This is a genomic window from Flavimaribacter sediminis (assembly GCF_019492055.1).
GTDB lineage: Bacteria > Pseudomonadota > Alphaproteobacteria > Rhizobiales > Rhizobiaceae > Flavimaribacter > Flavimaribacter sediminis.
On record NZ_JAICBX010000005.1, the window covers coordinates 474626 to 489404 of the forward strand.

A 14779-nucleotide genomic window follows, 5' to 3' on the forward strand; every position below is an offset into this window, starting at 1 on the left:
TTGCCAGCCAGGACGATATCGTCACCAGCCCCCGCATTCACTGTGTCGCTACCGTTGCCGCTCAGGACGATGTCGTCGCCGTCGCCCGCATCGACCGTGTCACTTCCGTTACCGCTGAGAACGATGTCGTTTCCATCACCGGCGTCGATCGTGTCAGCGCCATTTCCGCTTTCGACGATGTCGTCACCGTCACCGGCATTCACCGTATCTCTGCCATTGCCACTGATGACAATGTCATTGCCATCACCGGCGTCGATCGTATCAGCGCCGTTACCACTCAGAACGATGTCGTTTCCATCACCCGAATTGACGCTGTCATCACCATTACCGGAAAGCACAATGTCATCTTTGTCTGTGCCTTCAGTATCGTCATTCCCATTTGTACCAATCAGAACACCCATAGTAATCTCCAAGGTGACAGGTATTTACAGGGAATATTGAATTGAAAATCCGGTTGTCCTAAAATTTCTGCATCGTAAAACAGGCAAATACTCAAAATATAATCATTAAAAATTCCAAATCTGTTTGTATTTTCCAATTTCCTGGTCGTTAGTCGAAGAATATAGATATCCCCTACCTTGAAAGATTAGTGTGTGTTGTATTTGATAGTCCATGGACGGCGCTATCATTAATATTGGAACTATCTATCAAGCTGACTTATGGATAAAAAACTTCAAGTTTTATTATAATGTTGAAAAATTATTATGTTATTAGAATAGGTAATTTATTTGTTGCTATAACTGCTATGCCTTTGCTTCGTTTCGTAAAACTTACTAACATCATTCGAATTCAGGAGTACCATTCATGACAAAGTTCCATTTCGTTTCTGGGCTTCCCCGCTCCGGGTCCACACTGCTGGCCGCCATCCTCCGCCAGAATCCGCGTTTTCATGCCAGCATGTCGAGCCCTGTCGCATCGCTGTTTGAAGGTATTATCGCCCAGGTTTCCGCCGGCAGCGAACTTTCGACCATGGTGACGCCGGAACAGCGCGCCGCCATTCTCAAAGGGCTTTTCGAAAGCTATTACGGTGATTTGGATCAAGACATCATTTTCGATACGAACCGCGCGTGGACCGCACAGCTACCGGCGCTGATGCATCTCTTTCCCGATGCGCGGCTGATCTGCACGGTCCGTGATGTCGCTTGGGTACTCGACAGCCTCGAGCGCCAATACCGCTCAAATGCTTTTGAAAACACCAGGCTTTTCAACACGCCGATGGAACGAGCGACGGTCTATACCCGTGTCGACGCCCTGGCTTCCTCGAACCGGCTCGTCGGTTTTTCCTACCAGGCGCTTCGTGAAGCGTGTTGGAGCGAGTTCGCCGATCGGCTAGTCATGGTTGACTACGACCTGTTGTCGGCAGCACCAAGCCAGGTCATGCGCCTGCTCTATCAGTTTCTCGATGAACCCGAATTCGCCCACGATTTCAACAATGTCGAGTACGATGCGCCCGAGTTCGACGTACAACTGGGTTTGTCCGGCCTGCATCGCGTGCGTCGCAAAGTCGAACCACGACGTCGTCGTACGATCCTGCCACCCGACCTGTTCGAACGTTACGCCAATATGTCATTTTGGCGCGACCTGAAGAATTCCAGCGCTTTTCGCATCACGACACAACCTCAGGATGCTGCATCCGATGACGAAAGCAGCGACGTCGCGAAGGAAGGTTGCGACGATGAAGAAGTCGAAGCGAACGACGTCTAGGCGACGCGAGATTTCGCAGCCGAAGACGTAGAAGCGGCAAATCGCGATAGCGACACCAGAATGGCGCGTACGACGGGCAAGAAGGGTCGCCGTCGAAAATAACTTTTCAGAACCTGACCGCGAGCTTTGCCGCCCCCCCGTAGCTTGTGATGCTGTCGGAGAACTGACCGAAGCCTTCGGCCGACAGCGCCAGCCTGTCGGTCGCCAGAACCTCGAAGCCCGCCGTCACGTCGAAATACGTTTTGTCGAACTCGCTGCCGATCGTGAACGGCGCAATGCCCGAAGGCGTGTCCGAGAAGGAGGCCGTCGTCGAAGGCGCTGCATCGCCCAGAAACTGCGTCAGACCGACGGAAACGCTCGGTCGGAACAGAACCCCGTTTGCAGCCGCAATCTCCCCCCCGATCTCGATCGAAGGCTGGATGCTGTAGTAGGTCTGCGCATTGTCGTTGATCGTCAGGCTTGCCCCGCCGGCGCCTGACTCTGTGAACCCGTTCATGTTCACATGGTCGAAACCGATGTCGACACGCGGCTTCAGATACCAGTCGCCGCGCACGAAGGCGTGCGAGGCGCTGATCTGGCCGGAGAACGTCCACAGCGTCTCGTTGCCCTGGGCAAAGTCGGAGGAATAGAGATACCGGGTGATGTCGAAGTCGCCATAGCCGCCCGTCAGCGAGGCCGACAGGAGCGTGTTGCCCATCGTGTGCTTGGCCACGACACCGCCCTGGTAGTAATGGCCGTCGCTGTCGGCAATGTCGTCCACCGAGAGTGACTGCGTTCCGATGCTGAAGCCGGTTCCAATGAACCAGTCGTCCTGGAGGGCGAACTGGCCGCCGCCCTCGAACTGCCAGGCGGTCTGTGTGAACGGCCGGTTGGCCGAACTCGACGACCGCTCCATACCAGAGCCGCCGGCCCGCATCCAGGCGCACTGGTCCTCGTCGATGAAGCGGTAGACCCCGTCCCGCACGCTGCAGCTCAGCAGCGCGTCGGAGAAGCGCTGGGCCGAGAACAGCGAGGTCAGCTGGATGTCGGACGCGATCTGCGAGGCGAAGGTGTCGAGCGCGTCGATATAGTCGTCTTCGTCGACGATTTTGAGCAGGGTTGTCAGCTCTTCGCCAAGCCCGCCCTCGCCGCTTTCCAGAACCTGCTGCAGATGGCCGGCAACCGAAGACTGGTTGTTGCTCGCCGAACCCAGAAGAACGGAGTCTGTCATATCTACCGACCAGTCGAGCCAGACATAATAACCGTTGTTGTGATCGAGCGAAAAATCCATTGCCGCCGTATCGCCAACCGTCAGACCAGAGTCTTCCATGAGGCCAACATCGGATTGCACAATCAGCGCGCTACCGCTGGACGAGGGCGATGAAACCACATTGACGCTAACGGCGCCGTCTAGTAGAGCGTTCGTCGTCTTCAACACCAACCGATCAGCCGATTTGCCGTTCAAATCGACCATATAGGTCCCGTCGCTGCCTTGGGTGAAAACACCCGTTATTGTGGTTTCCTGCACCGAACCAAAACCGCCCGGGGATAGGGCCCCATTATTAACGAGCGAGCCGTCCGAGCCGACATCAAAGGTCGAGCCGACCTCAAGAATGCCTCCAATGCTGTTTGTAAAAGAATTGGTGTGACCGGTTGCGAAATCGACAGCGCCGCTGAATATTCCGTTGTTGACTACAGATAGAGCGGCGCCGGAGGCCTTGAGCGCGTAGATCGAAGAATTCGCCAAATCGTCGGTGATGATCACGCCGTCATTGGTCAAAGTATTGTTGCTCCCACTTACTATGCTAATCGCAGCGGTTGCATCATCTAAGGCGGAGATAATGGTGTCGGAGTCAACCGTGATATCGATCACTCCATTACCAGATCCTCCAGTGCTCTTGGCGTAAAGGCCGACGGCATTGCTACCTGTCACGGTGACATCAGCGCCAACCGTCAGTGTCACGCTACCAGCCGTATTTCCCCTGTCGCCGCTGCCCGCGCTACCGGCGTTGCTAACCGCCGCAATGCCATAGGCGTCATCGCCCATCACCTCGATCTTGCCACCGCCGATATCAAGGGTGATCCAATCTGCATTGCCACCAGAGCCGCCAGAGCTGGAATCGCCGCCAGCGCCGCCTTGGCTAAACGCAAATATTCCGTGGGAGCCTTCGCCGGAAGTCGTCACGGTAGCCGAGGTAATCGACACATCTATCGTGCCGGCGGCGCCGCCGACCCCGTCGTTGGCCGCCCCTGTCCCGCCGTCGCCGCCAAGGCTGGCTAGATATATGCCATAGTTATTGACGCCCGAGGTCGTCGCATCGACCGTCGTCAACCTGCCGGTAACCTTATCTCCATCTCCACCGGCCCCGCCGACGCCGTCACCATAATCTCCGCCTGATCCTCCGTCGCCGCCGTCGCCGCCCTGGCTAAGCAGGGAGAGTGCGCCCATAGAACCGCCGGTCCCACTCATCATAACCGAGATTGAGGAAGTTGAATCCATCAGGGCGGAAACTGCCCCGGCATCACCGCCGAACCCACCATTGGCTCCAGTGTCAGGGACGCTTATCCAATCACCATCTTTAGATCCCTCACTCCCGCCATCCCCCCCCATAGAAGAGACAAAAATTCCGATGGCTGCGTCAGCAGATAAGGAGACAGAGAGCTTAGAACCTGTCAAATTTATCTCGGAGGACGAACTGCCGCCACCGTCACCTCCGTTACCCCAACCAGGATGTTTGCCATAATCATTGCTATATGAATCGTTTCCATTGCCGCCATCACCTCCAGTACCGGAAACGTGAACGCCATGGATAGCTTCTGCGTTGTCGTCCGTAATCAAAACAGTAGCATTTGTAATTTGGAACGTAGCGAACGAGGCATCACCGCCGGCGCCTCCCTCGCCGTAACCATTCGCGGGTGAGTTTCTCACTTTGTTCAACTCATCCACGGCCTTTGCCAACCCTCCTTTACCGCCGTCACCACCCATGCTGAGTACTTCGATGCCTGCGCCACTGAAATTCGTGACCGAAATATCAGTATCGATCACGGTCACCGATGCATTTCGAGCTAGACCGCCAACGCCACCTGCGCCTGAATATGAACTGCAGGCAGAGTAAACTGCGTTACATCGTGATTCGCCACCCTTGCCGCCTTCGCCGCCCGTACTCGTAACACTGATGCCGGTTGTCACACCTGAAATATCGACTCCGTAACTGCCATCGAGATTGGAAAGATCGCTGAGCGCTAACGCAGCGATGCCGGCATTGCCGCCTATCCCGCCCGCCGCCCCATAGAGAGCGGAGTCATTTGAACTGGAGCCGGTGTATTCAGCTTCACCGCCCTTGCCGCCGGCGCCGCCCGTGCTCGATACTTTAATGCCTATGTCCCCTTCGCTCTGGCTGATGAAGCCGCCCGACATCGAAAACGTCGCTGTTCGACCTTGCCCCCCGATTCCGGCGTCTCCACCAGTCGCGTGTCTTCCGCTGACAGTCTCGCCTTCGTAGCCATCACCACCCGTCGAGGTTACAACGACGCTTGAACCTGTCGAAATTGTAATGCCGTAAGATTCGCTGCCGTTCGCACCGTCAAATGTCACGGTAGCGGAGGATCCATCCGAACCATCCTCCCCATCAGTCGTACCATCGGTTCCATCGCCTGTGAGGGAAAGAGGTGTGCCGAACGAACCGCGGACATCGCCTGTCAGATCCTCGACAATGATCTTGTAGACATCGTCGTCATCGGAATATTCGATCGGGCCGAGATCACTGCCGACGCAGGTCACCGTCGTGCCGTCCTGCGTGCAGGCCGCCCATGCGATACTCGACATCATTGCCAGAACCGCAGTCGCAGCAAAACCGATTGAAACTGCCGCAATCGCCTTCATCAAATCTGATTTTGACTTGATCATCACGATCCCGGATTTCCCCTCAGCTGGTTGCACCTAGAACCTGACCGCGAGCTTTGCGGAGCCGCCGTAGCTGGTGATGCTGTCGGAGAACTGGCCGAAGCCTTCAGCGGTTACCGAAAGGCGCTCCGTCGCAAGAACCTCGAAACCGGCCGTCACGTCGAAATACGTCGTGTCGAATTCGCTTGCGGTCGTGAACGGCGCAATGCCGGCCGGCGTGTCGGCAAACGAGGCCGATGTCGCCGGCGCTGCATCGCCCAGGAACTGCGTCAGCCCGACGGAAACGCTCGGGCGGAACAGAACCCCGTTTGCAGCCGCAATCTCACCCCCGATCTCGATCGCAGGCTGGATGCTGTAGTACGTCTGCGCATTGTCATCGATCGTCAGGCTGGCGCCGCCGGCCCCGGCTTCGGTGAACCCGTTCATGTTCACATGGTCAAAGCCAATGTCGACCCGCGGCTTCAGGTACCAGTCGCCGCGCACGAAGGCGTGCGAGGCGCTGATCTGGCCGGAGATCGTCCACAGCGTCTCGTTGCCTTGGGCAAAGTCGGAGGAATAGAGGTACCGGGTGATGTCGAAGTCGCCATAGCCCCCCGTCAGCGAGGCCGACAGGAGCGTGTTGCCCATCGTGTGCTTGGCCACGACGCCGCCCTGGTAGAAGTTACCGTCGCTGTCGGCGATATCGTCCACCGAGAGTGACTGCGTTCCGATGCTGAAGCCGGTTCCAATGAACCAGTTGTCCTGAAGGGCAAACTGGCCGCCGCCCTCGAACTGCCAGGCGGTCTGGTCGAAAGGCCGGTTGGTATTGCTCGAAGACCGCTCCATGCCGGAGCCGCCGGCCCGCATCCAGGCGCACTGGTCTTCGTCGATGAAGCGGTAGACTCCGTCCCGCACGCTGCAGCTCAACAGCGCGTCGGAGAAGCGCTGGGCCGAGAACAGCGAGGTCAGCTGGATGTCGGAGGCGATCTGCGAGGCGAAGGTATCGAGGGCCGCGACATACTCGTCCTCGTCGACGATGTTGAGAAGCGTCGCAAGCTCCTTGCCGAGCCCGCCGTTCTCCAGGACATTCTGAAGGTGAGTGGCAGTCTCCCTCTGATTGTCACTCGCCGACCCCAGAAGATCGGAATCGTCCAGCGTAAGATTCCAGGACAATGTAATCGTGTCCGAGGACGAGCCTGTCGTGATCGTGTAGCTTGCAGCCGCCGCATTGTTGACCGTCAAATCGGAATAGATATCACCATCGGAAGACGAAGCGATCGTGGAAGACCCGGAGGAATCCGACGCCGTTGTCACGTTGACGCTCACCGATCCTTCCAGAACAGCACCGGCCTTTTCAAAGACGAGTTCGTCCGTCGACGTACCGTCAAGATCGATCAGCAAAATCCCGGTGTTTGTCTGGGTGACCGAGCCAGTGATGGTGCTGGTCAAAATTGAACCCTCACCACCCGGAGATATGGTCGCGATGTTGATCAGTTTGCCGTCGTCGCCCAGATCGAAAGATGCTCCGAGGTTCAGCGTGGCGCCGCTGTTGTTGGTGAACGTGCTGACGTAATCGTCGTCCAGATCGACCGAGCCGCTGAAGATACCGTTGTTGGTCACTGCGACGCCACCATCCACCGACCTGAGCGCGAGTATCGTCGTGCTCGACAGGTCGCTCGCAGCAATCGCTCCATTGTTGGTCAGCGTATTGTCGTCGCCGCGATCGAAATAGACCGCCACCGACTCCTCACCGGACGCTGTCACCGTGCCGCCACTGTCAATCGTCACGCCGAGATCGCCATTGTCATCGCCGTAGCTGCTTACATAAATGCCGGCGCCGAACTCGCCGGAGGCAGTGATGTCGGCGCCCGTCTCCACCGTGACGTCATCGGCCGTGCCGGTGGATCCGCTGCCGCCGGAAAGAGATTCGCTGATTGCGTAGATGCCGATCGCATTATCGCCACTGACGTCGATGGTGCCGTCATCCACCTGCAGCTTAACGATGCCGGCGTCGCCGCCATCGCCATCGCTGGTCGAATCGCCGCCTATGCCGCCGTAGCTCACAGCAAAGATTCCGGATGCGTTCTCGCCTGTCGTTGTGATGGCGACGTCGCTGAGCGAGACATCGATCTCACCGCCGGCGCCACCGTCGCCGTCGGCCTCGTATCCGGTTCCACCCCGGCCGCCGCTGCTTTCGAAAAGCAGACCGTAAGCATCTTCGCCGGACGTCGTCGCCGTGACCGTACCGGCAAAGGTCGCCTTTATCTCGCCGCCATCACCACCGGTCCCACCAGTGCTCGTATCGCCATAGAATTCGTCGGACGCACCGTCGCCCCCGGCGCCGCCACTGCTGATCAGACTCAGCGCACCCGTTATGATGGCGTCCCCACTTGTCGAAACGGTCAGAGTCGAGTCGGAATCCATCTCAACCAGAACCATGCCGCCATCGCCGCCATCGCCGCCGTTGGCCGTCGTGTCGACGCGGTTGCTGGAGGTATATTTCCAATAGCTGGAGTTGTTTGCTTCGTTAGCCGTGCCGATGGTGCCCCCGGCGCCGCCGGACGATTCGATCAGGATGGCGACAGCGTCATCCGTACTCACCGAGACCATGAGATCTGATGACATCAGGCTTAATGACGCTTCACTGCCGACGCCGCCATTGCCGCCGTTCCCGAAGCCTGGATAACAATCACTGCAAGTATTGCTCGCTTCGAGGTCATTGCCGTCGCCGCCAGCGCCACCGCCACTCTGTACGACTATGCCGTATGATGCGCTGCTGTCACCGGTTATGGTGGTGACACTGTTTTCGAGCGTCAACGTCGCGGCGCCGCCATCTCCGCCGTCCCCTCCGCGACCGTAATCGCCATCATTTGCGCCCCAGACCGAATAATGGAATTTTCCGAGCCCCCCCTTGCCTCCATCGCCCCCTGTGCTCGTGACGGTAATCCCGGTTTCGCTGAAATCGGTGATCGAAACGTCGGTGTCTGAAACGCCCAGCGCCGCCGGCCCGCCGGCGCCGCCAGCGCCGCCCTCGCCCGAATAGGTCCCGCAAGTGTAGTCGACCGCGGTAGTCGTCTTGTAACTGTTTTGACAGAACGCCTCACCACCCATACCGCCATCGCCGCCGATGCTGGAAATTGCGAAGCCGATGGTGATGTTTTCGATGCTGTTTTCCACGGCGGCGATCGTGAAGCCGGCACTTCCGTCCGGATTGCTCAGACCATCGAGGACTGCAGTCGCCGATCCTCCGTCACCGCCGATTCCTCCAATACCTGATATGATGTAGGTGTCGCCCTCTTTGTCTCCCTGTTCGGCCTCACCACCTTGACCGCCAGTTCCTCCCTCCGAGGAAAGTGCGATACCGTCAACCCCGACCGTCTGGTAGACAAATCCGCTCGTCATATCGAGTGACACATCGCCGCCCGTACCGCCGCCGCCGCCAGTGTCCGCAGCGGTAGTCGTGTCCTTGACCTCATCCGCGGCAGCACCGTCGCCACCCGACGCATGAATGTCGAAACCGTGCTGCGTCATGCCGTAAAGTCCGTAGTCGCCGCCATCGAATGTGACGGAGAGATCGCTGCTGTCGTCACCGTCATCGCCCGTTTCGCTAGCATCGCTGGCGTTGTCGGTCAGCTTGACGCCCGATCCGGAAACAAGGGCGAAATCGCTGGTCAGGTCCTCGACAATGACGGTGTCGATACCGCTGTCGGTGCCGTAGTCAACCACCGAATCCAGGTCGCCGGTGCAGGTCGCAGTCGTATCGCTCTTCGAACAGGAGGCAGACGCCGGGCCTGCGGATAGCAACAGGAGCCCGAAAACGCCAACACCGGCTGATGTCCACGGACAAGCTGTCCTCAGAACTGATTTTGACTTGATTATCATCCCGGATTTCCCCTCTACTCTTGTCGTCCCTAGAACCGGATTGCGAGCTTGGCGGAGCCGCCATAGCTTGTGATGCTGTCGGAGAACTGACCGAAGCCTTCGGCCGACAGGCTGAGACGATCCGTCGCCAGAACCTCCAGCCCCGCCGTCACGTCGAAATACGTGGTGTCGAACTCGCTGCCGATCGTGAACGGCGCAATGCCCGCCGGCGTATCCGAGAAAGAAGCCGTCGTCGAAGGCGCTGCATCGCCCAGAAACTGCGTCAGACCGACGGAAACGCTCGGTCGGACCAGAACCCCGTTCGCAGCCGCAATCTCACCCCCGATCTCGATCGAAGGCTGGATGCTGTAGTAGGTCTGCGCATTGTCGTTGATTGTGAGGCTTGCCCCGCCGGCCCCGGTTTCGGTGAACCCGTTCATGTTCACATGGTCAAAGCCAATGTCGACGCGCGGCTTCAGATACCAGCCGCCACGCACGAATGCGTGCGAGGCGCTGATCTGGCCCGACAGCGTCCACAACGTTTCGTTGCCCTGAGCAAAGTCGGAGGAATAGAGATACCGGGTGATATCGAAGTCGCCATAGCCGCCCGTCAGCGAAGCCGACAGGAGCGTGTTGCCCATCGTGTGCTTGGCCACGACACCGCCCTGGTAGAAGTTACCGTCGCTGTCGGCAATGTCATCCACACTCAGGGACTGCGTTCCGATGCTGAAGCCGGTTCCAATGAACCAGTTGTCGTGAAGGGCGAACTGGCCGCCGCCCTCGAACTGCCAGGCGGTCTGGTCGAAAGGCCGGTTGGTATTGCTCGAAGACCGCTCCATGCCGGAGCCGCCGGCCCGCATCCAGGCGCACTGATCCTCGTCGATGAAGCGGTAGACCCCGTCACCCACGCTGCAGCTCAGCAGCGCATCCGAGAAGCGCTGGGCCGAGAACAGCGAGGTCAGCTGGATGTCGGAGGCGATCTGCGAGGCGAAGGTGTCGAGGGCTGCGACATACTCGTCCTCGTCGACGATGTTGAGCAGGGTCGTCAGCTCCTTGCCAAGCCCGCCGTTCTCCAGCACATTCTGAAGGTGGCCCGCAACCGCCGACTGGTTGCGGCTCGCCGATCCCAGCAGATCGCTGTCGTCCAAAGAAAAGTACCAAGTCAGCGTGACCTCGTCGACGGTTCCCGTGGTCACTGTGTAACTGGCCGTCGCTGTATTGGTCGCCGCAAGGCCCGACGTGATGCTTCCGTCCGATGCCTCGGCAATCACCGAAGACCCGTCCGCTTCCGACGCCGAGATGATATTGACGGCAACCGAACCGTCAAGCGTTACGTCTCCGGTCTCGAAGATCAGCAGGTCGGTCGACTTGCCGTCCAGATCGAGCAGATACGTCCCGTCGCTGCCTTGTGTGAAATTGCCCTTGATCCCGGTTGCCAGTAGCAGTCCCGTATCGCCGGGCGAGATAGTGCCATTGTTGGTGATCGTGCCGCCATTGCCCAGCACGAATTCGGAATTCATGATCAGCGTGGCACCGGTGCTGTTGGTAAAGCTGTTCGTATAGTCGGTATCGAAGTCGACCGCGCCGCTGAATGTGCCGTTGTTGGTGACCGACAGGGCGCCGCCGGACGAGGTCACGGCGTAGATCGACTGGCTCGCCAGATCGTCTGTGGTGATGGTCCCGTCATTGGTCAGCGTGTTGCTGTCGCCATTTACGAAGCTGACCGCGGCGGTCGCATAGTCCGAAGCCGTGATCGTGGCGCCCGAGTAAACCGTGACGTCGATCGTACCGCTGGTCGTCCTGCCGGTGCTTTCCGCATAGAGACCGACGCCGCCGCTGCCCGAGACCGTGACATCGGCCCCCACGTTCAATGTCACATCGCCGGCCGTCTCGCCCAATTTGCCGCTGCCCGCACTGCCGGCGCTCGAAACCGCAGCAATGCCATAGGCGCTGTCTCCAGTCACCTCGACCGTGCCGTCGGTGACGGTCAGCTTGACCCAGTCGGCGTCGCCGCCGTCGCCGTCACTGCTTGAGTCGCCGCCCGCACCGCCCTGGCTCAGCGCATAGATGCCGTGCGAGCCGTCGCCGCCCGTCTGAACGGTGACCGAGGAAAAGGAGACATCGATGGTGCTGCTGTCACCGCCAGAGCCATCGCCACCCGCCCCCGTGCCGCCATCGCCGCCCAGGCTCGCCAGATAGATACCGAAGGCATCATCGCCGGACGTCGTTGCAGAAACCGTCGTCATGGCGCCGGACACATCGCCGCCAGAGCCGCCCATACCGCCAATGCCAGCGCCTTTATAGTCGTCATCAGACGTAGGGTCTTTACCGTCTTCATAGTCTTCACCCGAACCGCCGTCGCCACCGCCGCCACCGGCCCCCATCAAGGTGAACGCACCCATCGAGCCGCCTGCTCCAGTGGTTGTCGCATCGATCGATGAAGTGGAATCCATCGTCGCTAAAACCGACGCCCCGTCTCCGCCCGCCCCGCCATCAGCGCCTTCAAAAGGCAAATTTTTAAAGCTTCCATCCAACTTGCCTTCGCTCCCGCCTTCGCCGCCGGTTGACGAGATCAGGATGCCGACGGCATCATCGGCCGAAAGGGAAACCGAGACAGTAGAGCTTGTTAGCGTCAACGACGCATCGCTCGCCGCGCCGCCGTCGCCGCCATCAGCCCAGCCGGTCTGGAAACCGGGATACAGGCCGTTGGAGTAAGATTCATTGCCTTCTCCTCCGGTACCGCCTGTGCTGGAGACTGCGAGGCCCAAGAGCGCAGTTTCGCTGTTGTCGGCGACGCTGATCTCGCTGTCTGTCAGTTCGAGTGAAGCAGAGCCCGCATCGCCGCCCGCGCCGCCGAATCCGTAACCGTTCGTTGGGGTGTTCCCGACATAGGAATCGGCCCATATGGCCTTTGCGAGACCACCGTCTCCACCGTTCCCGCCTGTACTGAGAACCTCGATACCGACGCTGCTGAGATCCGAGATCGAAATGTCCGTATCGGTGATGGTCGCGCCCGAATCATCGGCCGCTCCACCTGCGCCCCCTGCTCCGGAATAAGCTCCACACGTCGAAAATTCTCCATCGCAACGAGCCTCTCCGCCCATGCCTCCTGCGCCGCCCGTACTGGTTACGCTGATGCCTGTTGCGATACCGGAGACAACGATCCCGTCGCTACCGTCAGGATTGGAAAGGTCACTGATCGTCAGAGTCGCCGTATTGGCATCATTGCCGGATCCGCCGGCGCCCCCATAGAGATCTGAATCGTCGTTGCTGGTCCCTGTATACCCGGCTTCACCACCCTTGCCCCCGGCTCCGCCTGTGCTCGACACCGCGATACCACTATCGCCCTCCGTCTGAGTGATGAAGCCTCCGTTCATCGTAAAGACGGAGGCGCCGCCGGTTGCACCGTCGCCGCCATCCCCACCGGTCTCGTGACGCCCGCTCTTGGACTCTCCCGTTGCCCCTTCGCCGCCCGCAGACGTAACGGTCACGCTGACCGATGTGGCATCCGTTATGCCCCAGGTTTCGCTGCCGTTCGTTCCGTCGAAACTCACTGTCGCTGGAAGGGCAGCCTCTCCGTCATCCCCGTCGGATGAACCATCGTCTCCTGTTTCGACGAGCGAAACCGCCGTCCCGTCCGAACCGCTGACATCGCCGGTCAGATCCTCGATGATGAGCTCGTCGACAGCGTCAGATTCCGTATAGCTGATCGGGCCGAGATCGCTGCCGGTGCATGTAATCGTCGTGCCGTCCTGCGTGCAGGCTGCCGAGGCCGAAGCGGACCATAGGGATACAGCTGAAAATATCGCGATTCCGCATGCAAGCCTTGGCGAAGGATGCGGTTTACGGATCCCTTTTGCCCAATACCTCATCACTGCTTTCCCTTCTCTCACTTTATCCCCTAGAACCGGATTGCGAGCTTGGCGGAGCCGCCATAGCTTGTGATGCTGTCGGAGAACTGACCGAAGCCTTCGGCCGACAGGCTGAGACGATCCGTCGCCAGAACCTCCAGCCCCGCCGTCACGTCGAAATACGTGGTGTCGAACTCGCTGCCGATCGTGAACGGCGCAATGCCCGCCGGCGTATCCGAGAAAGAAGCCGTCGTCGAAGGCGCTGCATCGCCCAGAAACTGCGTCAGACCGACGGAAACGCTCGGTCGGACCAGAACCCCGTTCGCAGCCGCAATCTCACCCCCGATCTCGATCGAAGGCTGGATGCTGTAGTAGGTCTGCGCATTGTCGTTGATTGTGAGGCTTGCCCCGCCGGCCCCGGTTTCGGTGAACCCGTTCATGTTCACATGGTCAAAGCCAATGTCGACGCGCGGCTTCAGATACCAGCCGCCACGCACGAATGCGTGCGAGGCGCTGATCTGGCCCGACAGCGTCCACAACGTTTCGTTGCCCTGAGCAAAGTCGGAGGAATAGAGATACCGGGTGATATCGAAGTCGCCATAGCCGCCCGTCAGCGAAGCCGACAGGAGCGTGTTGCCCATCGTGTGCTTGGCCACGACACCGCCCTGGTAGAAGTTACCGTCGCTGTCGGCAATGTCATCCACACTCAGGGACTGCGTTCCGATGCTGAAGCCGGTTCCAATGAACCAGTTGTCGTGAAGGGCGAACTGGCCGCCGCCCTCGAACTGCCAGGCGGTCTGGTCGAAAGGCCGGTTGGTATTGCTCGAAGACCGCTCCATGCCGGAGCCGCCGGCCCGCATCCAGGCGCACTGATCCTCGTCGATGAAGCGGTAGACCCCGTCACCCACGCTGCAGCTCAGCAGCGCATCCGAGAAGCGCTGGGCCGAGAACAGCGAGGTCAGCTGGATGTCGGAGGCGATCTGCGAGGCGAAGGTGTCGAGGGCTGCGACATACTCGTCCTCGTCGACGATGTTGAGAAGCGTCGCAAGCTCCTTGCCGAGCCCGCCGTTCTCCAGGACATTCTGAAGGTGGCCCGCAACCGCCGACTGGTTGCCGTTGGCCGATCCCAGAAGGTCCTCGTCGGCAGCGTCGATATCCCAGCTCAGCTTTACCGTGCCCAAATCCGAACTCACGATCGAATAGTCGGACGCCGCCGTACCGCTGACGGAGAGGCTTGAACCGATATCGTCGGTCGAGGTGGACGTAACAATGGTGGACGTGCCGGTCGAGTCGGCGACCGAGATCAGATTAACGCTTGCGGATCCGTCGAGCAGGACCACGCCCGACGGCAGATCGATCAGGTCGGTCGAGGCGCCGTCGAGGTCGACCAGATAGACGCCGGTGCTCGACTGCTCGACCGCGCCGGTAATCGTACTCGTCAGCACCGACCCCGAACCGCCCGGCGACAGGGTGCCCTCATTGAGAAGGTATGCATCGTCGT

Annotated in this window: 5 protein-coding genes and 1 pseudogene; 1 reads left to right on the top strand and 5 read right to left on the bottom strand. The window is 59.4% G+C overall.

What is annotated here, in order from left to right; translation table 11 throughout:
- Positions 1 to 59: 59 nt before the first annotated feature.
- Positions 60 to 401: pseudogene (locus K1W69_RS27500) on the bottom strand (calcium-binding protein); the annotation flags it as partial.
- Positions 402 to 804: 403 nt separating this feature from the next.
- Here K1W69_RS27500 and K1W69_RS24110 point away from each other — a divergent pair.
- Entirely contained in the window at positions 805 to 1704 is a 900-nt protein-coding gene (locus K1W69_RS24110) for a sulfotransferase family protein (RefSeq protein ID WP_220231003.1), read from the top strand.
- Positions 1705 to 1810: 106 nt separating this feature from the next.
- Here K1W69_RS24110 and K1W69_RS24115 read toward each other — a convergent pair whose 3' ends face one another.
- From K1W69_RS24115 to K1W69_RS24130, 4 genes are all read right to left on the bottom strand, one after another.
- Positions 1811 to 5590, bottom strand: coding sequence for an autotransporter outer membrane beta-barrel domain-containing protein (locus K1W69_RS24115; RefSeq protein WP_258571340.1), 3780 nt, complete (start codon positions 5588 to 5590; stop codon positions 1811 to 1813).
- A 33-nt stretch (positions 5591 to 5623) separates the two neighbouring features.
- Positions 5624 to 9448: an autotransporter outer membrane beta-barrel domain-containing protein gene (locus K1W69_RS24120; RefSeq protein WP_220231005.1), complete on the bottom strand. Its 3825-nt coding sequence runs from the start codon at positions 9446 to 9448 to the stop codon at positions 5624 to 5626.
- A gap of 29 nt (positions 9449 to 9477) precedes the next feature.
- A complete protein-coding gene (locus tag K1W69_RS24125; protein ID WP_220231006.1) occupies positions 9478 to 13299 on the bottom strand; it encodes an autotransporter outer membrane beta-barrel domain-containing protein in 3822 nt (1273 codons plus the stop codon).
- A 29-nt stretch (positions 13300 to 13328) separates the two neighbouring features.
- On the bottom strand, positions 13329 to 14779 hold a 1451-nt coding region (locus K1W69_RS24130; RefSeq protein ID WP_220231007.1), incomplete at its 5' end, for an autotransporter outer membrane beta-barrel domain-containing protein.